Source organism: Pseudomonas sp. SIMBA_041, from assembly GCF_046535095.1.
GTDB classification, from domain to species: domain Bacteria; phylum Pseudomonadota; class Gammaproteobacteria; order Pseudomonadales; family Pseudomonadaceae; genus Aquipseudomonas; species Aquipseudomonas mucoides.
Genome location: NZ_JAWRXJ010000002.1, coordinates 556,933 through 580,251, shown reverse-complemented (window position 1 = coordinate 580,251; position 23,319 = coordinate 556,933). Strand labels below are relative to the sequence as shown.

Genomic DNA, 23,319 nt, shown 5'->3' with positions numbered 1-23,319 from the left:
TGCTATCGCGGGCAAGCCCGGCTCCTGCATAAGCGCTTTCCCACAGGGAAAGTTGGTTTTTTCAGATGCTGATGCGGGAAAGCTTGATATCGGGTTCGTGGCTGACGCTCAGCTGTTCAACGATTGCATCCTGCAAGCGGCTGCACAGCAACGGGTCCGACAATTGCTGGTTGTTCGCGTCGGTAATGAAAAACACGTCCTCCACCCGCTCGCCCAGCGTGGCAATCTTGGCATTTTGCAGCGACAGGTCGAACTCCAGGAAGATCGTGCCGATTCGCGCCAGCAGGCCTGGACGGTCGGGCGCCGTGAGTTCCAGGACCGTGACCGGACGCTGGGCGTCGTTGTGGATCGTCACCTGTGGCGCAAAGGCGAAATGCTTGAGCTGGCGCGGCACCCGGCGCTGGATGATGGTCGGGTAATCGTCCGGATTGCGCAGGGCTTCGGTCAGGCCGTCACGGATCTGCTTGACCCGCGCCGGGTTGTCGCCAATCGAGTCGCCGTCGGTGTCGAGCACGATGTAGGTGTCGAGAGTGAACTGGCTGCTGGAGGTGATGACGCGGGCGTCATGAATGTTCAGGTTGAGCTGGTCCATCGCGGCCACGGTCACGGCGAAGAAGTCATGCTGGTCCGGCGCATAAATAAAGATCTGCGTGCCGCCCTCGAACTCGCGCTGAGTGGTTTCCTTGATCAGCACCAGGGGGCCGCCGTCGGCCGGCTGCTGGAGAATCGCGTCGCTGTGCCAGGCCACGTCGCCGGCGGTGTGACGCAGGAAGTAGTCATCGCCGAGCTGCGCCCACAGTTGCTCGACGTCGTCCGGGTCGGTACCGCCGCGCACGAGGATGTCCAGTGCCGCGCTCTGGGTCTGGCGGATCTGCTCTTCGCGATCGACCGGATTCTCCAGGCCGCGGCGCAAGGCGCGCTTGGTCTCGGTGTAGAGCTGGCGCAACAGGCTGGCACGCCAGGAATTCCACAGGGTCGGGTTGGTGGCGTTGATGTCGGCGACCGTCAGCACGTACAGATAATCGAGGCGGGTTTCATCGCCGACAATCTGTGCGAAATCGTGGATCACCTGCGGGTCGGACAAGTCCTTGCGCTGTGCCGTGGTCGACATCACCAGGTGGTTTTGCACCAGCCAGACGATCAGGCGGCTGTCCCACACCGGCAACTGATGGCGCTGGCAAAAGGCTTCGGCATCCACCGCGCCGATTTCCGAGTGGTCGCCATGCCGGCCCTTGCCGATGTCGTGGTAAAGCCCGGCCATATAGATCAGCTCGGGCTTGGGCAGCTTGCCCATGAGCTTGGCGGCCAGCGGGAATTTTTCCGACACTTGTGAGTACTGCAGCTTACGCAGGTGTTTGATCAGGTTCAGGGTGTGTGCATCGACCGTATAGATGTGGAACAGGTCGTGTTGCATCTGGCCGACGATGAAGCCGAACTCCGGCAAATAGCGCCCGAGGATGCCGTAACGGTTCATCCGGCGCAGGTTGCGGTGAATACCGATCTTGCACTTGAACAGCTCGATAAACAGGCTGGTGTTACGAATATCGTTACGGAAGTCGTCGTCGATCAGGTGCCGATGTTCGCGCAGGAGACGGATGGTATCGGCGCGAACACCTTTGATTTCCGGCTGCTGGGCCATCAGCACGAAGATTTCGAGCATGGCAAACGGCGTGCGCCGGAACACGTTGTCGTTGCGCGCCTCGATGTAGCCGTCGTGCAACTGGAACCGCGAGTTGATCGGCTGCGGTGGCGCTTCGTCTTCCGGGGCGAGGATGACTTCTTCGAAGTGCTGGATGATCAGGTCGCTGAGCTGGGCAATGCTCATGACCACCCGGTAATACTGTTGCATGAAGTTTTCGATGGCTTGCTTGGCGTCATCACCGACGAAGCCCAGCAGCCCGGCAATCGAGCGCTGGTGATCGAACAGCAAGCGATCTTCGGAGCGACCGGCGAGCATGTGCAGCGCGTAACGGACTTTCCAGAGAAATTCCTGGGACGAGGCCAGCAGGGCGTTTTCGCTCTCTACCAGAAAACCTTCGCCGGCCAGTGCACGCAGGTTCAGGGTGCCGTATTCACGACGGGCCACCCACAGAATCGTCTGGATATCCCGCAGGCCGCCGGGCGAACCTTTGACGTTGGGTTCCAGGTTATATTCGGTGTCGTTGTATTTGTGATGACGGGCTTTCTGTTCGGCACGCTTGGCCAGAAAGAAGTCCTTGCTTGGCCACATGTGCGCGGTGCTGGTGACATCCAGCATGCGCTGGCGCAGGCGCTCGGGGCCGCAAATAGTGCGACTTTCCATCAGGTTGGTGACCACCGTCAGGTCCGCGCGGGCTTCAACGGCGCATTCATCCACCGAACGAACACTCTGACCGACTTCCAGGCCGATGTCCCACAACAGCGTCAGAAAACGCTCAATGGAGTCGCGGAAAACCTCGTGGTCGGCGCTGTCCAGAAGGATCAGCAGATCGATGTCGGAATACGGGTGCAGTTCACCGCGACCATAGCCGCCGACCGCGACCAGCGCGATGTCGGCGTCTTCACTCCAGTTGAACTGCTCCCAGGCCTTTTGCAGGATGTTATCGACGAACCAGGCGCGATCCTCGATCAGCCGGCGAATGTCGCGGCCGCTGCGAAAGCGCCCGTCGAGAACCTCGCGGGCCTGGCGGATCGCCTTCTTGAAGGCGGCAATCGGGCTTGCCTTCAGGGCCAGTTCAGCCTGGAACTGGCCGCGGTCGAAGAGTTCGGGATCCACCTGCGGCATCGATTGGCTTTCCTGTCTATCTATAAGGCTGAGAGCGTTGCGGTCCGGATCAGGCCGAAACGCGCGCGATGGTGTCGTCGGCGCGCAGGGTGAAGATCTCGTAACCGGTTTCGGTGACCAGCAGGGTGTGCTCCCACTGGGCCGACAGCTTGCGGTCCTTGGTGATCGCGGTCCAGCCATCGCCCAACACCTTGGTGTCGGCCTTGCCCTGGTTGATCATAGGCTCGATGGTGAAGGTCATGCCCGCTTTCAGTTCCATGCCGGTGCCGGCACGGCCGTAATGCAGGATTTGCGGCTCTTCGTGGAACACTTTACCGATTCCGTGACCACAGAATTCGCGAACCACCGAAAAACCGTTCTTTTCGGCGTGCTTCTGGATGATTTCGCCGATGTCGCCGAGGCGGCAGCCGGGTTTGACGATTTCAATCGCCTTGTACATGCATTCCTGGGTCACTTGCGACAGGCGCTCGGCCCAGACCGGCACGGTGCCGACGTGGAACATGCGGCTGGTGTCGCCGTGGTAACCGTCCTTGATGACGGTGACGTCGATGTTCAGGGTGTCGCCATCCTTCAACGGCTTCTCGTTCGGAATACCGTGGCAGACCACGTGGTTGATCGAGGTGCAGATCGACTTCGGGTAGCCTTTATAGTTGAGCGGCGCGGGAATGGCTTTCTGCTCGTTGACGATGTAGTCGTGGCAGATGCGGTCCAGCTCATCGGTGGTGATGCCCGGTTTGACATGTTCGGCAATCATTTCCAGCACATCGGCGGCCAGTTTGCCGGCGATGCGCATTTTTGCGATGTCCTCTGGGGTTTTGAGGGTGACGGTCATACAGGCTCTCTCTGCGCTCGATGGCGCTTGTCAAAACGAAATGGGCGGTGTGCGATCGATCTTCGCGGCCCTGAAAAACCTGATTCTATCAGACGATCAGTGCAAATCTGAGCCTTCGTGCGTCGCATCTCTCTATAGATAGGCGCATTCTTGAACGATTCCACGGGTCTATTAAGGGTGCGCATCAGGATTTGAGAATCCGGGTTCCGTTTTTTTCAGCCTTGTGGTATAAAATGCGCCGCTTTCCGGGGATACCCCGAAAGGCTTAAATCCACACACGTGTCGACACGATGACCTGGGTGCCTTCAGCTGATGCTGCTGGTTGGTCATTGGGATACGTGGAGGCCAAACCCGACTTATTAAGGAACTATCATGTCCCAAGTCAACATGCGCGATATGCTGAAGGCCGGTGTGCACTTCGGTCACCAAACCCGTTACTGGAACCCGAAAATGGGTAAGTACATTTTCGGCGCGCGTAACAAGATTCACATCATCAACCTTGAAAAAACCCTGCCAATGTTCAACGAAGCTCTGACTTTCGTAGAGCGTCTGGCCCAGGGCAAAAACAAGATTCTGTTCGTCGGCACCAAGCGTTCCGCTGGCAAGATCGTTGCTGAAGAAGCAGCACGTTGCGGTTCGCCGTACGTCGATCACCGCTGGTTGGGCGGCATGCTGACCAACTTCAAAACCATCCGTGCTTCCATCAAGCGTCTGCGTGACCTTGAAGTGCAAGCCGAAGACGGTACTTTCGCCAAGCTGACCAAGAAAGAGGCGCTGATGCGCACTCGCGACCTGGAAAAGCTCGATCGTTCCCTGGGTGGTATCAAGGACATGGGCGGTCTGCCAGACGCTCTGTTCGTTATCGACGTTGATCACGAGCGCATCGCGATCACCGAAGCCAACAAGCTGGGCATCCCGGTTATCGGCGTAGTCGATACCAACAGCAGCCCGGAAGGCGTTGACTACATCATCCCAGGCAACGATGACGCAATCCGCGCTATCCAGCTGTACATGGGTTCGATGGCTGACGCTGTGATCCGCGGTCGCAACCACGTTGCTGGCGGCACCGAGCAGTTCGTTGAAGAAGCTCCGGTAGCAGCAGCTGAGTAATTGACGCCTTGGCGTTGACTCAGTAAGCAAAAAGGGGGCTTGGCCCCCTTTTTGCCACCTCGAAAACCGTTTGTCGGCCCCGCACTTGCAGAGCTGTAACGTGCAGCGGCTTACAACGGTGGTTCGGGAAGAATTGATCGCCCGTTCGATCGGGTGGAATGGTTGAAAACCTATCCAAGAGGATTTTGAAAATGGCAGCAATTACTGCAGCGTTGGTTAAAGAACTGCGTGAGCGTACCGGCGAAGGCATGATGGATTGCAAGAAAGCCCTGGAAAAGGCTGACGGCGACATCGAAAAAGCCATTGATGACATGCGTGCTTCCGGCGCAATCAAGGCTGCCAAGAAAGCAGGCAACGTGGCTGCAGAAGGCGCTATCGCTCTGAAAGAAGACGGCAAATCTGCTGTTCTGCTGGAAGTGAACTCGCAGACTGACTTCCTGGCCCTGCAGGACGACTTCAAGGCATTTGTTGCTGCTAGCGTTGAAAAAGCGTTCGCTGACAAACTGACCGACGTCGCTCCGCTGATCGCCGCTCAAGAGGCTGATCGCCTGGTACTGGTTGGCAAGGTTGGCGAAAACGTCAACATCCGTCGCCTGGTACGCGTTGAAGGTGATGTTGTTGGTGGTTACCTGCACGGCAACAAGATCGGTGTTGCAGTTGTCCTGAAAGGCGGCAACGTTGAACTGGCCAAAGACATCGCTATGCACGTAGCGGCCAGCAACCCAGAGTTCCTGCTGCCTTCGGAAGTTTCTGCCGAAGCAATCGAGCGTGAAAAAGCTGTGTTCCTGCAGCTGAACGAAGAAAAAATCAAAGGCAAGCCAGAAAACATTGTTGAAAATATGGTCAAAGGCCGTATCAGCAAGTTCCTGGCTGAAGCAAGCCTGGTTGAGCAGGCGTTCGTCAAGAACCCTGAAATCAAGGTTGGCGAACTGGCCAAGAAAGCCGGTGCTGAAATCGTTTCTTTCACCTACTTCAAAGTAGGCGAAGGCATCGAGAAGCCAGTCGACAACTTCGCTGAAGAAGTTGCTGCCCAGCTGGCTGCTGCCAAGTCGTAAGACGGTTTTTTAAACTGTCGCCCTGAAGAGGCTGCCCGCTTACGCGCGCAGCCTCTTTTCAGATGGGCCGCCAATTTTTAATTGGTTTCCCGTTGGAACTGGCTTACAAAGCCATGTTCCGATGGCGCTGAAGCAGCGCCAAGCTAGAGTGAACGCAGCTGTAAACAGCTCGCAAAGAATTTTTTAAAATACGCCGCAGGAGAGATTCGCAATGGCTCAGCAGGGCAGTGGTTATCAGGCTCGCTATAAACGCATTCTACTCAAGCTTAGCGGCGAGGCCCTGATGGGCTCGGAAGAGTTCGGGATCGATCCGAAAGTTCTGGATCGCATGGCGCTGGAAGTCGGCCAGCTGGTCGGTATCGGCGTTCAGGTCGGTCTGGTGATCGGTGGTGGCAACCTGTTCCGCGGTGCAGCGCTGAGCGCGGCCGGCATGGATCGGGTGACGGGCGACCACATGGGCATGCTGGCCACTGTGATGAACGCCCTGGCCATGCGCGATGCGCTGGAACGTGCCAATATCTCGGCCATCGTGATGTCGGCTATTTCCATGGTGGGCGTGACCGATCACTATGATCGCCGCAAAGCCATGCGCCACCTGAACGCCAAGGAAGTCGTGATTTTCGCGGCGGGTACCGGTAATCCATTCTTCACCACGGACTCGGCGGCCTGCTTGCGTGCAATCGAAATCGATGCCGATGTCGTGCTCAAGGCGACCAAGGTCGATGGCGTCTACACCGCTGACCCATTCAAAGACCCGCATGCCGAGAAGTTCGATCATCTGACTTACGATGAAGTGCTGGATCGCAAGCTGGGCGTGATGGATCTGACGGCCATTTGCCTGTGCCGCGACCACAAGATGCCATTGCGCGTCTTTAACATGAACAAGCCCGGCGCCCTGCTGAATATCGTGCATGGTGGCGCTGAAGGGACCCTGATCGAGGAAGGCCAACAATGATCAATGAAATCAAGAAAGACGCTCAAGAGCGCATGCAGAAATCCCTGGACTCTCTGAACCATGCATTTGGTCAGATTCGTACCGGCAAGGCTCACCCAAGCATCCTGGGTAGCGTGATGGTGCCGTACTACGGCACAGACACGTCCATTACCCAAGTGGCCAACATCACGGTAAAAGACTCCCGCACCCTGCAGGTCGTCGCGTTTGAGCGCAACATGCTCGCGGCCGTCGACAAGGCGATCCAGAGTGCTGGCCTGAACCTCAACCCGACCAACCTGGGCGAGTTGCTGCTGATCTCCATGCCTGCCCTGACTGAAGAAACCCGCAAGGGCTTCACCAAACAGGCGCGCAGTGCCGCTGAAGATGCTCGTGTTGCCGTGCGCAACATTCGTCGCGATGCCTTGGGTGACCTTAAGAAGCTGGTCAAGGACAAGGAAATCAGCGAAGACGAAGAACGTCGTGCCGCTGCCGATATCCAGAAGCTGACCGACAAGGCTGAGGCTGACATCGATGCGGCCACCAAGCAGAAAGAAGCCGACCTGATGGCCGTATAAGGGTCGCGTTTTCATGGATAAGACCAAGCAGACTGCGCCGTCCGCGGTGCCGCGCCATGTCGCGATCATCATGGATGGTAATAATCGCTGGGCGAAGAAGCGCTTTATGCCGGGTGTCGCCGGGCATAAAGCGGGCGTGGATGCGGTTCGTGCGGTAATCGAGGTGTGCGCCGAGGCCAAGGTCGAGGTGCTGACCCTGTTCGCTTTCTCCAGTGAAAACTGGCAGCGCCCTGCAGATGAAGTCAGTGCCTTGATGGATCTGTTCTTCAAGGCATTGCGTCGCGAGGCCAAGCGCCTCAATGACAACAACATCAGTCTGCGCATCATCGGTGATCGCTCGCGCTTTCACCCCGAGCTTCAAGCTGCCATGCGTGAAGCCGAAGCGATGACCGTCGGTGCCAACCGTTTTGTCCTGCAGATCGCCGCCAACTACGGCGGTCAGTGGGACATTGCGCAAGCCGCTCAGCGTTTGGCGCGGGAAGTTCAGGCCGGGCATTTGCGCCCGGAAGACATCACTCCGGAATTGCTGCAAACCTGTCTGGCCACGGGCGATCTGCCGTTGCCAGATTTGTGCATCCGTACAGGTGGCGAACACCGCATCAGCAACTTCCTGCTGTGGCAGCTGGCTTATGCCGAGTTGTACTTCTCCGACCTGTTCTGGCCGGACTTCAAACACGATGCCATGCGAAGTGCGCTGGCCGATTTCGCTTCTCGCCAGCGCCGCTTCGGTAAAACGAGCGAGCAGGTCGAGGCTGGAGCCCGGGTTTAATGCTTAAACAACGAATCATCACCGCACTGATCCTGCTACCGATCGCTTTGTGCGGGTTTTTCCTGCTCGAAGGGTCCGGTTTTGCGCTGTTCATCGGGCTGGTCGTGACGCTTGGTGCCTGGGAATGGGCGCGGCTGGCCGGTTTTACCGCCCAGCCGATTCGCATTGCCTATGCTGCAGTGGTCGCGTTGATGCTGTTTGTCATGCACATCCTGCCGGGGCTTGCGCCCTGGGTACTGGGCGCTTCGGTGCTCTGGTGGGCGGTGGCGACGTATCTGGTGCTGACCTATCCGCGTTCCAGCGAACATTGGGCCAGTGCCGCCTGCAAGCTGATGATTGGTTTGCTGATTCTGTTGCCGGCCTGGCAAGGTCTGGTCCAGATCAAACAGGAGCCCTTGGGGAATTGGTTGATCATGGCGGTGATGGTGCTGGTCTGGGGTGCCGATATCGGCGCGTACTTTTCCGGTCGTGCCTTCGGCAAGCGTAAACTGGCGCCACAGGTCAGCCCCGGCAAGAGCTGGGAAGGCGTTTACGGAGGCCTGGTGCTGAGCCTGGTCATCACCGCAATCGTCGGCCTGGTGCGCGACTGGAGTTTCGCCCAGATGCTGATGGGGTTGATCGGCGCGGCAGTGATTGTCTTCATTTCGGTGGTGGGTGACCTCACCGAAAGCATGTTCAAGCGTCAATCAGGCATCAAGGACAGCAGTAACCTGCTGCCGGGGCATGGTGGTGTGCTTGATCGAATCGACAGCCTGACGGCTGCGATCCCGGTATTTGCCGTGCTGTTGTGGATGGCTGCACCGTGAGCCGCCCTCAACAGATTACTGTGCTGGGGGCGACCGGTTCGATTGGTCTGAGCACCCTCGACGTGATTGCTCGTCATCCTGCGCGTTATCAGGTGTTCGCCTTGAGCGGGTTCACTCGCTTGAGTGAGCTGTTGGCCCTGTGTGTGCGTCATACGCCGCGGTTTGCGGTCGTGCCGCAAGCCGATGCTGCCCGAACCCTGCAGGACGATTTGCGCGCGGCCGGCCTGTCGACCCGTGTGCTGGTAGGGGAGGAGGGGCTGTGTCAGGTTGCTTCCGATCCTGAAGTCGATGCCGTCATGGCGGCCATCGTTGGCGCGGCGGGCTTGCGTCCGACCCTGGCGGCGGTCGAGGCGGGCAAAAAGATTCTGCTGGCGAACAAGGAGGCGCTGGTCATGTCCGGCGCCCTTTTCATGCAGGCCGTGCGCAAAAGCGGCTCGGTGCTGCTGCCGATCGACAGTGAACACAACGCGATTTTCCAGTGCATGCCGCAGGATTTCGCCCGTGGGCTGGGTGTGGTTGGCGTGCGTCGGATTCTTCTGACGGCCTCTGGCGGTCCGTTCCGACAGACACCTTTGTCTGAACTGACGCATGTTACCCCCGACCAGGCGTGCGCTCATCCAAACTGGTCCATGGGGCGCAAGATTTCGGTCGATTCGGCCAGCATGATGAACAAAGGGCTCGAGCTGATCGAGGCCTGCTGGCTGTTCGATGCCAAACCGTCCCAGGTCGAAGTGGTGATTCACCCTCAGAGCGTGATTCATTCTCTGGTCGACTACGTCGATGGTTCGGTGCTCGCGCAGTTGGGTAATCCGGACATGCGAACACCGATCGCCAATGCCCTGGCCTGGCCGGAGCGTATCGACTCGGGTGTGGCGCCGCTGGACCTGTTTACCATTGCGCGCCTGGACTTCCATGCGCCCGATGAAGAACGTTTCCCTTGCCTGCGCCTGGCGCGTCAGGCTGCCGAGGCTGGTAATAGCGCACCGGCGATGCTGAATGCGGCGAATGAAGTGGCTGTGGCGGCGTTTCTCGACGGGCGGGTTCGCTACCCGGAAATCGCGAGTATCATCGAGGAAGTGTTGAACCTCGAGCCTGTAGTGGCGGTGGATGATCTCGAGGCCGTGTTCACGGCTGACGCGAAAGCGCGAGTACTGGCCGGGCAATGGTTGAGTCGTCACGGGCGGTAAGTGCTGCAATACGTTGGTCCATGCAGCACCGGATAGGATTGCGGAGAAAATAGATGAGCGCGCTCTATATGATTGTCGGCACCCTGGTGGCTTTGGGTGTGCTGGTTACCTTCCACGAATTCGGCCATTTCTGGGTCGCACGTCGCTGTGGGGTCAAAGTGCTGCGTTTCTCCGTAGGCTTCGGCATGCCGTTGCTGCGCTGGCACGACAAGAAAGGCACTGAGTTCGTAGTGGCTGCCATCCCGTTGGGCGGCTACGTGAAAATGCTCGATGAGCGTGAAGGCGAAGTGCCGGCCGATCAGCTCGAACATTCTTTCAATCGCAAATCTGTCGGCCAGCGTATCGCAATCGTGGCTGCCGGCCCGATTGCCAACTTTCTGCTGGCCATGGTTTTTTTCTGGGTCTTGGCAATGCTCGGCAGCGAGCAGGTACGGCCGGTTATCGGTGCGGTCGAATCCGGCAGTATTGCCGCCAAGGCCGGTTTGACTGCGGGTCAGGAAATAGTTGCCATCGATGGCGAGCCAACGACCGGCTGGGCTTCGGTGAATCTGCAACTGGTTCGCCGTCTTGGCGAGAGCGGTTCACTTCAATTGTTGGTGCGTGAGCAGGGTTCCACTGCGGACTCTCCTCGCGAGCTGATGCTGGATAAGTGGCTCAAGGGTGCTGACGAACCGGATCCGATCCGTTCACTGGGTATCCGTCCTTGGCGTCCGGCGTTGCCGCCCGTGTTGGCCGAACTTGACCCTAAAGGGCCGGCGCAGGCTGCTGGCCTGAAGACCGGCGATCGCTTGCTGGCTCTGGATGGCAAGGCGCTGGACGACTGGCAACAAGTGGTCGACACCGTCCGTATGCATCCGGATACCAAAATCATGCTGCGCGTCGAGCGCGATGGTGCTCAAATCGATGTCCCTGTGACGCTGGCCGCTCGCGGCGAGAGCAAGGCGCCTACCGGTTACATGGGGGCCGGGGTGAAAGCGGTCGATTGGCCACCAGAGATGATTCGCGAAGTCAGTTACGGTCCTGTGGCCGCGATTGGAGAGGGTGCTCGACGCACCTGGACCATGAGTGTACTGACCCTCGATTCGCTCAAGAAAATGTTGTTCGGTGAGCTCTCGGTAAAAAACTTGAGTGGACCGATAACCATTGCTAAAGTGGCGGGCGCTTCTGCCCAGTCGGGCGTTGCTGATTTCCTGAATTTCCTTGCTTATCTGAGTATTAGCCTGGGAGTTCTGAATTTGTTGCCTATTCCTGTACTGGATGGGGGGCATTTGTTGTTTTATCTGATCGAGTGGGCGCGTGGTCGTCCCTTGTCGGATCGGGTGCAGGGTTGGGGGATGCAGATCGGTATCAGTTTGGTGGTCGGGGTGATGTTGCTTGCTCTGGTCAATGATTTGGGCCGTCTGTAACACTTCGCTGAATTGCGAATCTGCCGCATTTTGCGGCAGTTTGTTTATTGCCAGTTGGAATAAGAAAGGACTTCATGAAACGTCTGCTGCTAACTGCGGTTCTCACCGTATTGATGATCGCCGAAGTTCACGCCGAGTCCTTCACTATCTCTGATATTCGCGTCAATGGCCTCCAGCGGGTCTCCGCGGGTAGCGTCTTTGGTGCTTTGCCGTTAAACGTCGGCGAACAGGCGGACGATCGTCGCCTGGTGGAATCCACTCGTGCTTTGTTCAAAACCGGGTTCTTTCAAGATATCCAGCTGGGCCGCGATGGCAACGTCCTGGTCATCACGGTAGTCGAGCGCCCATCGGTCGCGAGTATCGAGATCGAGGGTAACAAGGCGATCTCCACTGAAGACCTGATGAAGGGCCTCAAACAATCCGGTCTGGCCGAAGGCGAGATCTTCCAGCGTGCCACGCTCGAAGGTGTGCGTAACGAACTGCAGCGTCAATACGTCGCTCAGGGTCGCTACTCGGCCACCGTCGACACCGAAGTGGTACCGCAGCCACGTAACCGCGTCGGCTTGAAGGTCAACATCAACGAAGGCACCGTCGCGGCTATCCAGCACATCAACGTGGTGGGTAACACGGTCTTCCCTGACGAAGACCTGATCGACCTGTTCGAACTGAAGACCACCAACTGGTTGTCCTTCTTCAAGAACGACGACAAGTACGCCCGTGAAAAACTCTCCGGTGACCTGGAGCGTCTGCGCTCCTACTACCTGGACCGTGGCTATATCAATATGGATATCGCTTCGACCCAGGTATCGATTACCCCGGACAAGAAACACGTCTATATCACTGTCAACGTCAACGAAGGCGAGAAGTACACCGTTCGTGACGTCAAGCTGAGCGGTGACCTGAAAGTCCCTGAAGATCAGGTCAAGTCCCTGCTACTGGTTCAGAAAGGCCAGGTGTTCTCGCGCAAGCTGATGACCACCACCTCGGAACTGATCACTCGCCGCCTCGGTAACGAGGGTTACACCTTCGCCAACGTCAGCGGCGTGCCTCAGCCTCACGATGAAGACCACACTGTCGACATCACCTTCGCTGTCGATCCGGGCAAGCGTGCCTACGTTAACCGCATCAACTTCCGTGGCAACACCAAGTCCGAAGACGAAGTGCTGCGCCGTGAAATGCGTCAGATGGAAGGTGGCTGGGCTTCGACCTACCTGATCGATCAATCCAAGACCCGTCTTGAGCGTCTGGGCTTCTTTAAAGAAGTGAACGTCGAAACCCCGGCTGTACCGGGCGTCGATGACCAGGTTGACGTGAACTACAGCGTTGAAGAACAAGCTTCCGGTTCGATCACTGCGAGTATCGGTTTCGCGCAAAGTGCCGGCCTGATCCTCGGTGGCTCGATCACCCAGAACAACTTCCTGGGTACCGGTAACAAGGTCAGCATCGGCTTGACCAAAAGCGAATACCAGAGCCGCTATAACTTCGGTTATGTCGACCCGTACTGGACTGCAGACGGTGTGAGCCTGGGCTACAACGCTTTCTATCGCACCACCGACTACAAAGACCTCGACGTCGACGTAGCCAGCTATGCCGTAGACAGCCTGGGTGCTGGCGTGAGCGTCGGTTACCCGATCAGCGAGACGTCGCGTCTGACCTTCGGCCTGACGGCACAGCAAGACAAGATCAAGACCGGTCAATACACCGTCGACGAAATCTTCGACTTTGTTAACCGTGAAGGCGATCAGTACCTGAACTTCAAGGCGTCGGCCGGCTGGTCCGAGTCCACCCTGAACAAAGGCGTATTGGCGACCCGTGGTCATTCTCAAAGCCTGACGGCGGAAGTCACTACACCAGGTAGCGACCTGTCGTTCTTCAAGCTCGATTACCGTGGCCAGTTGTTCCAGCCATTGTCTGAGAACTACACCATGCGCCTGCACACTGAATTGGGTTATGGCGATGGTTACGGTTCGACCGATGGCTTGCCATTCTATGAAAACTACTATGCTGGTGGTTTCAACTCGGTTCGTGGCTTCAAGGACAGTACATTGGGTCCGCGCAGTACGCCGAGCCGTGGTCAAGGATCTACCGGTAACCCGGGCACGCTGGCTGACCCGGATCAGGATCCACTGCCATTCGGTGGTAACGTCCTGATTCAAGGTGGTGCGGAGATTCTGTTCCCGCTGCCGTTCGTCAAGGATCAACGTTCCCTGCGTACCTCGGTATTCTGGGATGTGGGTAACGTGTTCGACTCCAAGTGCGAGCAGACGACCAACACTAATCCTGCGTCGAAGTCCAATACGCAGTGCAACGACATCAGCCTCAGCAACATGGCCAGTTCCGTCGGTGTAGGTGTGACATGGGTCACTGCGCTGGGTCCGCTGAGTTTCGCGCTGGCAATGCCAGTAAAAGAACCGGATAACGCTGAAACTCAAGTGTTCCAATTCTCTCTTGGTCAGACGTTCTAAGCGTCTGCCCCAAAATAATGACAATGGATTTTGTAGGGGTGCATCGTGCGTAAGTTGACTCAATTGGTTCTCCTCGCCACCGTACTGGTAGCAGGCCCGGCTTTTGCCGACATGAAAATCGCCGTTCTGAACTATCAGATGGCACTGCTGGAATCCGACGCGGCCAAGAAATACGCCGTGGATGCCGAGAAGAAATTTGGTCCGCAACTGAGCAAGCTCAAGACGCTGGAAAGCAGCGCCAAAGGCATTCAGGACCGTCTGATGGCTGGTGGCGACAAGATGCAGCAAGGCGAGCGTGAACGCCTTGAGCTCGAGTTCAAGCAAAAGGCCCGTGACTTCCAGTTCCAGTCCAAGGAGCTGAATGAAGCCAAAGCCGTTGCCGACCGTGAAATGCTGAAGCAGCTGAAGCCGAAACTGGACAGTGCTGTGGAAGAAGTCATCAAGAAAGGTGCTTTTGACCTGGTCTTCGAGCGTGGCGCAGTGATTGATGTCAAACCTCAGTACGACATCACTCGCCAGGTTATCGAGCGCATGAATCAGCTGAAGTAACTATGACTGCGACTATAAAGCTTGGCCAATTGGCCGAGTTCCTCGGCGCCACGCTACGTGGCGACCCGGAGAAAGCAATTACTGGGCTAGCCACTTTGCAAGAGGCTGGCCCAGCTCAGTTGAGCTTTCTCGCAAACCCTCAATACCGTAAATACCTGGCAGACAGCCGGGCCGCAGCGCTGTTGCTGAAGGCCGCTGATGCCGAAGGTTTTGCCGGTAATGCGCTGGTGGTGCCTGACCCGTATCTGGCCTACGCGCGTATTTCCCACCTCTTCGATCCAAAACCGAAAGCGGCTGCCGGAATTCATCCGACAGCCGTTGTGGCCGAGGACGCGGTGGTTGACCCGGCCGCGAGTATTGGTGCCTTTGCGGTGATCGAAAGCGCGGCACGTATTGCTGCCGGCGTGACTATCGGCGCGCATTGCTTCATCGGTGCCCGTTGCGAAATTGGCGAAGGTGGCTGGCTCGCCCCGCGGGTCACGCTGTACCACGATGTGCGCATCGGTAAGCGTGTGGTGATTCAGTCAGGTGCCGTACTCGGCGGCGAAGGCTTCGGCTTTGCCAACGAGAAAGGTGTCTGGCAGAAAATCGCCCAGATCGGTGGCGTGTTGGTCGGCGATGATGTGGAGATTGGCGTGAATACCGCTATCGACCGCGGCGCATTGGCCGATACCGTTCTCGGTAATGGCGTGAAGCTCGACAACCAGATCCAGATCGCCCACAACGTTCAGGTCGGTGATCACACCGCCATGGCCGCCTGTGTCGGGATCTCCGGCAGCACCAAAATCGGCAAGCATTGCATGCTCGCTGGCGGTGTCGGGCTGGTAGGTCATATCGAAATTTGCGACAACGTTTTCATCACTGGGATGACCATGGTGACCCACTCGATTACCGAAAAGGGCGCCTATTCTTCCGGTACGGCCATGCAGCCAGCAGCCGAATGGCGCAAAAGCGCGGCTCGCATCCGTCAGCTCGATGACATCGCGCGGCGTCTGCGACAGCTGGAAAAGCGTGTAGGGGAAGTGACCCCTGACGGTAATGCTTCATCAGATGGCTGATACCATTTCCATATCAAGTGTGCACAGCCGTTAGACTGCCTGCTTGATTTGCTAGAGGGGCGCGCGTCAGTCGCACGCTCCCAATCTTTACATAGGCTTCCCCCCGAAATGATGGACATCAACGAGATTCGCGAATACCTGCCTCACCGTTACCCGTTCCTGCTGGTGGACCGGGTCGTGGATCTGGATGTGGAAGGCAAGCGCATTCGCGCCTACAAGAATGTCAGCATCAACGAACCGTTTTTCAATGGTCACTTCCCTGCGCATCCAATCATGCCGGGCGTACTGATCATCGAAGCGATGGCTCAGGCTGCCGGCATTCTTGGCTTCAAAATGCTCGACGTGAAGCCTGCCGACGGCACGCTCTACTACTTCGTCGGCTCCGACAAGCTGCGTTTTCGCCAGCCTGTCACCCCAGGCGATCAGTTGATCCTCGAGGCCCGCTTCATCAGCTGCAAGCGTCAGATCTGGAAGTTCGAATGCCAGGCTTCGGTCGACGGCAAGCCAGTCTGCTCCGCTGAAATCATCTGTGCGGAACGCAAACTATGAGTTTGATTGACCCTCGCGCAATCATCGATCCGACGGCCATTCTGGCCGACGACGTCGAGGTCGGCCCGTGGTCGATCGTCGGCGCAGGTGTGGAAATCGGCGAGGGAACAGTGATCGGGCCGCACGTGATTCTCAAAGGCCCGACCCGAATCGGTAAGCACAACCGCATCTACCAGTTTTCGTCGGTAGGTGAGGACACGCCCGATCTGAAATACAAAGGCGAAGAAACCCGTCTGGTCATCGGTGACCACAACGTCATCCGGGAAGGCGTGACGATTCACCGCGGGACCGTTCAGGACCGTTCGGAAACGACCCTGGGCGATCACAACCTGATCATGGCCTATGCCCACATCGGTCACGACAGCGTCATCGGCAACCACTGCATCCTGGTCAACAACACGGCGTTGGCCGGCCATGTGCACGTTGAAGACTGGGCGATCCTCTCCGGTTTTACCCTGGTTCATCAGTATTGCCACATTGGCGCCCACAGCTTTTCCGGCATGGGCACGGCCATTGGCAAGGACGTTCCAGCGTACGTCACCGTGTTTGGCAACCCTGCCGAAGCGCGCAGCATGAACTTCGAGGGCATGCGTCGTCGTGGTTTCAGCGAAGACGCAATCCACGCGCTGCGTCGTGCCTACAAGGTTGTTTACCGCCAGGGCCTGACCGTCGAGCAAGCACTCACCGAACTGGCCGAGCCCTCGGATCAGTTCCCGGAAGTCGCGGTGTTCCGTGATTCCATCCAGTCTTCGACTCGCGGCATCACCCGTTAATCATGGCTAATCTGCGTATCGCGCTGGTAGCGGGTGAGGCTTCCGGTGACATTCTGGGCGCGGGTCTCATGCGCGCACTCAAGGCTCAGCATTCTGCGGTGGAGTTCATCGGTGTCGGTGGTCCGTTGATGCAAGCCGAGGGCCTGACCTCGTATTTCCCGATGGAACGTCTTTCGGTCATGGGCCTGGTGGAAGTGCTGGGCCGATTGCGCGAACTGATGGCGCGGCGCAAGAAGCTGATCGCCGACCTGATCGCCGAGAAACCGGACGTGTTCATCGGTATCGATGCCCCGGACTTCAACCTCAATATCGAACTCAAGCTGCGTCAGGCCGGGATCAAGACCGTGCATTACGTCAGCCCGTCGGTATGGGCGTGGCGGCAGAAGCGTGTGCTGAAGATTCGCGAAGGCTGCGACCTGATGCTGACGCTGTTCCCGTTCGAAGCAAAATTCTATGAAGAGAAGGGCGTGCCGGTGCGGTTCGTCGGGCACTCCCTGGCCGATGCGATCCCGCTTGAGGCTGATCGGGCCGCGGCGCGTGCCGAACTTGATTTACCGGACGGTCCGCTGGTTGCGCTGATGCCCGGCAGTCGCGGCGGCGAAGTGGGGCGCCTTGGTGCGTTGTTCCTTGACACCGCTCAGCGTTTGCGAGCCCTGCGCCCTGGCGTGCGTTTCGTCATGCCGTGCGCCAACCCGGAGCGCCGTGCGCAGCTTGAAGAATTGTTGGCCGGCCGCGATCTGCCGCTGACCTTGCTCGATGGCAAATCCCATCTGGCGCTGGCCGCCTGTGATGCGGTTCTGATCGCTTCCGGTACGGCGACCCTTGAAGCATTGCTGTACAAGCGGCCGATGGTGGTGGCGTATCGACTGGCGCCCCTGACGTTCTGGATTCTCAAGCGCATGGTGAAAAGCCCTTACGTGTCCTTGCCGAACCTGCTGGCACAGCGTCTGTTAGTGCCCGAGTTGCTGCAGGACGATGCAACGGTCGAAGCCTTGGCTCAGACGCTATCGCCACTGATCGAGGGTGGTGAAGAACAGACTCGCGGCTTCGACGAAATTCACCGGACCTTGCGTCTGGACGCCTCCAACCAGGCTGCGGATGCAGTGCTGAAGCTGATCGGCCAAGTACAATGAGTAAAACAAGCATGCAAATGGGGCTGGATTTCACCTTGGTCGCTGAAGTCGAGGAATTGGTTGCCGGTGTTGACGAAGTCGGTCGCGGTCCACTCTGCGGTGCCGTGGTGACGGCTGCGGTGATCCTTGATCCGAGTCGGCCGATCCTCGGCCTCAACGATTCGAAGAAGCTCACCGAAGCCCGCCGCGAAAAGCTCTACGACGAAATCTGCGAAAAGGCCCTGAGCTGGTGCATCGCTCGGGCCGAAGTGGAAGAGATCGACGAACTGAACATCCTGCACGCCACCATGCTGGCGATGCAGCGCGCGGTCGAAGGGCTGCACATCCAGCCGAAACTGGCGATGATCGACGGCAATCGTTGCCCGAAACTGCCCATGCGCGCGGAAGCGGTGGTGCAGGGCGACGGCAAGGTTCCGGCCATTGCCGCGGCATCGATTCTGGCCAAGGTCAGCCGCGACCGCGAGATGGCGGCATTCGAACTGATTTACCCCGGTTACGGCATCGGCGGGCACAAAGGCTACCCGACGCCCGTTCATCTGGAAGCGCTGGCCCGCCTTGGCCCGACGCCGATTCACCGCCGCTCGTTCGCCCCGGTGCGCCTGGCGTACGAGGCGCGGGAAAGTCTGATCGAGAGTTAGTCGCAAGGCTGATGTTTTACTCAAGGCCCGGTACAATCCGGGCCTTGTTGTCTTCACGTTTCTAGACAGGATCACTATGCCGGCTTCATTCGTTCATCTACGCCTGCACACTGAATATTCCCTGGTCGACGGTCTGGTGCGGATCAAACCGCTGGTCAAGACCCTGGTCGGCATGAACATGCCTGCCGTAGCGGTCACCGACCAGAACAACATGTGTTCCCTGGTCAAATTCTACAAAGCCGCCATGGGCGCCGGGATCAAGCCGATCTGCGGTGCCGACTTGTGGTTGTCGAACAAGGACCCGGACAACGCCCTGAGCCGGATCAGCCTGCTGGCCATGAACGCGGTCGGCTATCGCAACCTGACCGAACTGATTTCCCGTGGCTTCATCGACGGCCAGCGCAACGGCTCGGTGATCATCGAGCGCGAATGGGTCGCCGAAGCCAGCGAAGGCCTGATCATGCTGTCGGCGGCGAAAGAGGGCGAAATCGGTCTGGCCATGCTCAGTGGCAACCCGGCTGAAGCGGAAAACCTCGCGCGCGAATGGATGGCGGTGTTCCCGGATCGTTTCTACCTGGAAATCCAGCGCACCAACCGCCCCAACGACGAAGAGCAGTTGCACGGTGCCGTGGCCCTGGCCGAGAAAATCGGCGCGCCACTGGTCGCAACCAACGATGTGCGCTTCATCAAGCAGGAAGACTTCGCCGCCCACGAAACCCGCGTTTGCATCGGTGAGGGCCGCGCCCTCGACGATCCGCGGCGTTCGAAGAACTACAGCGACCAGCAATACCTCAAAAGCGCCGAGGAAATGGCCGAGCTGTTCAGTGACCTGCCCGAGGCGTTGGAAAACACCGTCGAAATTGCCAAGCGCTGCAACATCGAAGTGAAATTGGGCAAGCACTTCCTGCCCAACTTCCCGATTCCCGATGGCATGACCATCGACGAGTATTTCCGCAAAGTGTCGTTCGATGGCCTGGAAGAGCGCCTGACCGTTCTGCTGCCCAAAGACACCACGGAAGACTACGAGGCCAAGCGTCAGGTCTACGTCGACCGGTTGAATTTCGAGCTGGATATCATCATCCAGATGGGGTTCCCCGGTTACTTTCTGATCGTGATGGACTTTATTCAGTGGGCCAAGAGCAACGGCGTGCCGGTAGGTCCGGGCCGGGGGTCGGGCGCCGGGTCGCTGGTGGCTTATGTACAGAAGATCACCGACCTCGACCCGCTGGAATACGACCTGCTGTTCGAACGTTTCCTCAACCCGGAACGGGTATCGATGCCCGACTTCGACGTCGACTTCTGCATGGACGGTCGCGATCGGGTAATTGAATACGTGGCCGAGAAATACGGTCGCAACGCGGTGAGCCAGATCATCACCTTCGGTTCCATGGCGGCCAAGGCTGTGGTCCGGGACGTGGCGCGGGTGCAGGGCAAGTCCTATGGTTTGGCGGATCGTCTGTCGAAGATGATTCCGTTCGAAGTCGGTATGACCCTGGAAAAGGCCTATGAGCAGGAAGAGATCCTGCGTGACTTCATCAAGGTCGATGAAGAAGCCGCCGAAATCTGGGAGATGGCCCGCAAGCTTGAAGGCGTTGTGCGTAACGTCGGTAAACACGCCGGTGGTGTAGTGATTGCGCCGACCAAACTGACCGACTTCTCGCCGATCTATTGCGATGAAGCCGGTGACGGCCTGGTAACCCAGTTCGACAAGGATGACGTTGAAGCCGCCGGTCTGGTGAAGTTCGACTTCCTCGGTCTGCGGACCCTGACGGTTATCGACTGGGCGCTGAAAACCATCAACCGCGACCGCGCCAAGGTCGATCAGCCGCCGCTGGACATTGCGTTCATTCCGCTGGACGACAAGCCGACCTACACGCTGCTGCAAAAAGCCGAAACCACGGCGGTGTTCCAGCTCGAATCCCGCGGCATGAAGGAGCTGATCAAGAAGCTCAAGCCCGACTGCCTGGAAGACTTGATCGCACTGGTGGCCTTGTTCCGTCCGGGCCCGTTGCAATCGGGCATGGTGGACGACTTCATCAACCGTAAGCACGGTCGCGCCGAACTCGCGTACCCGCACTCGGATTACCAGTACGAAGGCCTCAAACCGGTACTGGCACCGACTTACGGCATCATCCTGTATCAAGAACAGGTGATGCAGATTGCCCAGGTCATGGCCGGTTACACCCTCGGTGGTGCGGACATGCTGCGTCGGGCCATGGGTAAGAAAAAGCCCGAAGAAATGGCCAAGCAGCGCGGCGGTTTCATTGAGGGCTGCGCGACCAACAACATCGATGCGGACCTTGCCGGTAACATTTTCGACCTGGTAGAGAAGTTCGCCGGTTACGGCTTCAACAAATCCCACTCCGCGGCGTATGGCCTGGTGTCGTACCAGACCGCGTGGCTGAAAACCCATTACCCGGCACCGTTCATGGCGGCGGTGCTGTCGGCGGACATGCACAACACCGACAAGGTCGTGACCTTGATCGAGGAAATTCGCAGCATGAAGCTGCGCCTCGACGCGCCGGATGTGAATGCCTCCGAGTTCAAGTTCACAGTGAATGACGAAGGCCGGATCATTTACGGCCTCGGTGCGATCAAGGGTGTGGGCGAAGGTCCGGTAGAGGCGATCACCGAGGCGCGCCAGGACGGTCCGTTCAAGGACCTGTTCGATTTCTGCGCCCGTGTCGATCTCAAGCGGATCAACAAACGTACCCTCGACGGTTTGATCCGCAGCGGTGCGCTGGATCGTCTGGGGCCTTATTTCCATGACGAGCCGAAAGCTTATCAAGCGAGCATCGACCAGAATCGCGCGGTGCTGCTGGCGGCGATGGAAGGGGCGATCAAGGCTGCCGAGCAAACTGCTCGCACTCAGGACAGCGGCCATGCCGACCTGTTCGGCGGGCTGTTTGTCGAAGAAGACGCCGACGTCTACGCCAGCCACCGCAAGGCCAAGGAACTGACGCTCAAGGAACGGCTGAAAGGGGAGAAAGACACCCTGGGCCTGTACCTGACCGGTCACCCGATTGACGAATACGAAGGTGAAATCCGTCGCTTTGCCCGTCAACGCATCATCGATTTGAAACCGGCCCGCGATACCCAGACCGTCGCCGGCATGATCATCGCCCTGCGGGTGATGAAGAACAAAAAGGGCGACAAGATGGGCTTCATCACCCTCGATGACCGCTCCGGACGGATCGAGGCGTCGCTGTTTGCCGAGGCGTTCCATACCGCGCAGTCGCTGTTGCAGACGGATGCAATGGTGGTGGTCGAAGGTGAGGTCAGCAATGACGACTTCTCCGGCGGCCTGAAGCTGCGGGTCAAGCGCGTAATGAGCATGGAAGATGCGCGCACCAACCTTGCCGAGAGCCTGCGCCTGAAGTTGCAGACCAAGGATTTGAAGGGTGATCAGCTACGCTGGCTGGGTGAGTTGTTCAAGCGGCATCGCGGCGCATGCCCGATCACCATGGAGTACACGAGCCCCGATGCAAAGGCCTTGCTGCAGTTTGGCGAGACCTGGCGAATCGATCCGGCGGATGCGTTGATTCAAGCCTTGCGTGACCAGTTCGGGCGAGACAACGTCTTCCTCCAATACCGTTGACGGTCAGGTGACATCCTTGTGATTCAGAGCTGCCCCTGATCTCGACCCAATTTTTAATCTCGACCTGAACGCGCCTGTCCCTTAAGGTAGGGCGCGAATAGACAACCGGCCGGCCCAAGCTCTCTTGGACGTCGACCCAAGACGGACGCCTATGAACCCGAATTTTCTAGATTTCGAACAGCCGATCGCCGACCTGCAAGCCAAGATCGAAGAGTTGCGCTTGGTCGGTAACGACAATTCGCTGAATATCGGCGATGAGATCTCCCGCCTGCAGGACAAAAGCAGCACGCTGACCGAAGACATCTTCGGCAAGCTGACCAGCTGGCAGATCGCACGTCTGGCGCGTCACCCGAAACGCCCTTATACCCTGGACTACATCGAACACATCTTCACCGAGTTCGACGAGCTGCACGGTGACCGTCACTTCTCCGATGACGCTGCCATCGTGGGTGGTATCGCCCGTCTGGACGACCAGCCGGTGATGATCATCGGTCACCAGAAAGGCCGTGAAGTGCGCGAGAAGGTTCGCCGCAACTTCGGCATGCCGCGTCCGGAAGGCTACCGCAAGGCGTGCCGCCTGATGGAAATGGCCGAACGCTTCAAGATGCCGATCCTGACCTTCATCGACACCCCGGGTGCTTACCCTGGTATCGACGCTGAAGAGCGTAACCAGAGTGAAGCGATCGCCTGGAACCTGCGTGTCATGTCGCGCCTGAAAACCCCAATCATCGCCACCGTAATTGGTGAAGGCGGTTCCGGTGGTGCGTTGGCGATCGGCGTTTGCGATCAGTTGAACATGCTGCAGTACTCGACCTACGCGGTGATTTCGCCGGAAGGTTGCGCCTCGATTCTGTGGAAAACCGCCGAGAAGGCCCCGGACGCCGCTGAAGCCATGGGCATCACCGCCGAGCGCCTGAAAGGCCTGGGTATCGTGGACAAGGTCATCAGCGAGCCATTGGGCGGTGCACACCGTGACCCTGCCGCTGCGGCCGCCTCGATCCGTGCCGAACTGAGCTCACAACTGGCGATGCTGAAGAAGTTCGACAACGACGCGCTGCTGGCCCGTCGTTACGCGCGACTGATGAGCTACGGTCTCTGATCTGACCTCGCTTTTCCCA

General features: G+C 58.3%; 19 protein-coding genes. 17 read left to right on the top strand and 2 right to left on the bottom strand.

Translation table 11 applies throughout. The features are described from left to right. Nucleotides 1–61: 61 nt before the first annotated feature. Both SB725_RS06410 and map read right to left on the bottom strand, forming a co-directional pair. Nucleotides 62–2,764 (bottom strand): [protein-PII] uridylyltransferase, encoded by a 2,703-nt coding sequence (locus SB725_RS06410; RefSeq protein WP_027924972.1) that lies wholly within the window; start codon nucleotides 2,762–2,764, stop codon nucleotides 62–64. Nucleotides 2,765–2,813: 49 nt separating this feature from the next. Continuing rightward, nucleotides 2,814–3,596 (bottom strand): type I methionyl aminopeptidase, encoded by a 783-nt coding sequence (gene map, locus SB725_RS06405; RefSeq protein ID WP_027924973.1) that lies wholly within the window; start codon nucleotides 3,594–3,596, stop codon nucleotides 2,814–2,816. A 372-nt stretch (nucleotides 3,597–3,968) separates the two neighbouring features. Here map and rpsB point away from each other — a divergent pair, with 372 nt between their 5' ends. The 17 genes from rpsB to SB725_RS06320 all read left to right on the top strand — a co-directional run bounded on the left by rpsB (nucleotide 3,969) and on the right by SB725_RS06320 (nucleotide 23,300). Continuing rightward, nucleotides 3,969–4,706: a 30S ribosomal protein S2 gene (gene rpsB, locus SB725_RS06400; RefSeq protein ID WP_003219330.1), complete on the top strand. Its 738-nt coding sequence runs from the start codon at nucleotides 3,969–3,971 to the stop codon at nucleotides 4,704–4,706. A gap of 191 nt (nucleotides 4,707–4,897) precedes the next feature. Beyond that, the gene (gene tsf / locus SB725_RS06395; RefSeq protein WP_007949329.1) at nucleotides 4,898–5,761 is read left to right on the top strand and encodes a translation elongation factor Ts; all 864 of its coding nucleotides are present in this window, start codon (nucleotides 4,898–4,900) and stop codon (nucleotides 5,759–5,761) included. A 211-nt stretch (nucleotides 5,762–5,972) separates the two neighbouring features. After that, a complete protein-coding gene (gene pyrH, locus SB725_RS06390) occupies nucleotides 5,973–6,716 on the top strand; it encodes a UMP kinase (RefSeq protein WP_003172271.1) in 744 nt (247 codons plus the stop codon). Then, a complete protein-coding gene (gene frr, locus SB725_RS06385; RefSeq protein ID WP_007949335.1) occupies nucleotides 6,713–7,270 on the top strand; it encodes a ribosome recycling factor in 558 nt (185 codons plus the stop codon). The genes pyrH and frr overlap by 4 nt, the downstream gene beginning before the upstream one ends. 13 nt (nucleotides 7,271–7,283) lie before the next feature. Beyond that, complete coding sequence (gene uppS, locus SB725_RS06380; protein ID WP_027924974.1) at nucleotides 7,284–8,039, top strand: polyprenyl diphosphate synthase; 756 nt, start codon at nucleotides 7,284–7,286, stop codon at nucleotides 8,037–8,039. Further along, nucleotides 8,039–8,845 (top strand): phosphatidate cytidylyltransferase, encoded by an 807-nt coding sequence (locus SB725_RS06375; protein WP_027924975.1) that lies wholly within the window; start codon nucleotides 8,039–8,041, stop codon nucleotides 8,843–8,845. Before uppS ends, SB725_RS06375 begins: the two co-directional genes overlap by 1 nt. Continuing rightward, nucleotides 8,842–10,032 (top strand): 1-deoxy-D-xylulose-5-phosphate reductoisomerase, encoded by a 1,191-nt coding sequence (gene ispC / locus SB725_RS06370; RefSeq protein WP_410921442.1) that lies wholly within the window; start codon nucleotides 8,842–8,844, stop codon nucleotides 10,030–10,032. Before SB725_RS06375 ends, ispC begins: the two co-directional genes overlap by 4 nt. A 53-nt stretch (nucleotides 10,033–10,085) precedes the next feature. Then, complete coding sequence (gene rseP / locus SB725_RS06365; RefSeq protein WP_059181545.1) at nucleotides 10,086–11,438, top strand: sigma E protease regulator RseP; 1,353 nt, start codon at nucleotides 10,086–10,088, stop codon at nucleotides 11,436–11,438. 74 nt (nucleotides 11,439–11,512) lie between these two features. Continuing rightward, nucleotides 11,513–13,903, top strand: coding sequence for an outer membrane protein assembly factor BamA (bamA, locus tag SB725_RS06360; protein ID WP_027924978.1), 2,391 nt, complete (start codon nucleotides 11,513–11,515; stop codon nucleotides 13,901–13,903). Between the two features lie 45 nt (nucleotides 13,904–13,948). Next, nucleotides 13,949–14,452, top strand: a complete 504-nt coding sequence (locus SB725_RS06355; RefSeq protein ID WP_010462812.1) for an OmpH family outer membrane protein — start codon at nucleotides 13,949–13,951, stop codon at nucleotides 14,450–14,452. 2 nt (nucleotides 14,453–14,454) lie between these two features. Beyond that, nucleotides 14,455–15,510, top strand: a complete 1,056-nt coding sequence (gene lpxD, locus SB725_RS06350) for a UDP-3-O-(3-hydroxymyristoyl)glucosamine N-acyltransferase (RefSeq protein WP_027924979.1) — start codon at nucleotides 14,455–14,457, stop codon at nucleotides 15,508–15,510. Nucleotides 15,511–15,618: 108 nt separating this feature from the next. Continuing rightward, nucleotides 15,619–16,059, top strand: a complete 441-nt coding sequence (gene fabZ, locus SB725_RS06345; RefSeq protein WP_008154051.1) for a 3-hydroxyacyl-ACP dehydratase FabZ — start codon at nucleotides 15,619–15,621, stop codon at nucleotides 16,057–16,059. Next, the gene (gene lpxA, locus SB725_RS06340; RefSeq protein ID WP_027924980.1) at nucleotides 16,056–16,832 is read left to right on the top strand and encodes an acyl-ACP--UDP-N-acetylglucosamine O-acyltransferase; all 777 of its coding nucleotides are present in this window, start codon (nucleotides 16,056–16,058) and stop codon (nucleotides 16,830–16,832) included. The genes fabZ and lpxA overlap by 4 nt, the downstream gene beginning before the upstream one ends. Nucleotides 16,833–16,834: 2 nt before the next feature. Next, nucleotides 16,835–17,965 carry a lipid-A-disaccharide synthase gene (gene lpxB / locus SB725_RS06335; RefSeq protein WP_027924981.1) on the top strand — a complete coding sequence of 377 codons (1,131 nt, stop codon included), beginning with the start codon at nucleotides 16,835–16,837 and terminating at the stop codon, nucleotides 17,963–17,965. 11 nt (nucleotides 17,966–17,976) lie between these two features. Next, on the top strand, nucleotides 17,977–18,603 hold the full coding sequence (rnhB, locus tag SB725_RS06330) for a ribonuclease HII (RefSeq protein WP_059181543.1): 627 nt from the start codon (nucleotides 17,977–17,979) through the stop codon (nucleotides 18,601–18,603). A gap of 76 nt (nucleotides 18,604–18,679) precedes the next feature. Next, nucleotides 18,680–22,201 carry a DNA polymerase III subunit alpha gene (dnaE, locus tag SB725_RS06325; RefSeq protein ID WP_027924983.1) on the top strand — a complete coding sequence of 1,174 codons (3,522 nt, stop codon included), beginning with the start codon at nucleotides 18,680–18,682 and terminating at the stop codon, nucleotides 22,199–22,201. A 151-nt stretch (nucleotides 22,202–22,352) separates the two neighbouring features. Continuing rightward, nucleotides 22,353–23,300, top strand: coding sequence for an acetyl-CoA carboxylase carboxyltransferase subunit alpha (locus tag SB725_RS06320; RefSeq protein WP_027924984.1), 948 nt, complete (start codon nucleotides 22,353–22,355; stop codon nucleotides 23,298–23,300). Nucleotides 23,301–23,319: the final 19 nt, after the last annotated feature.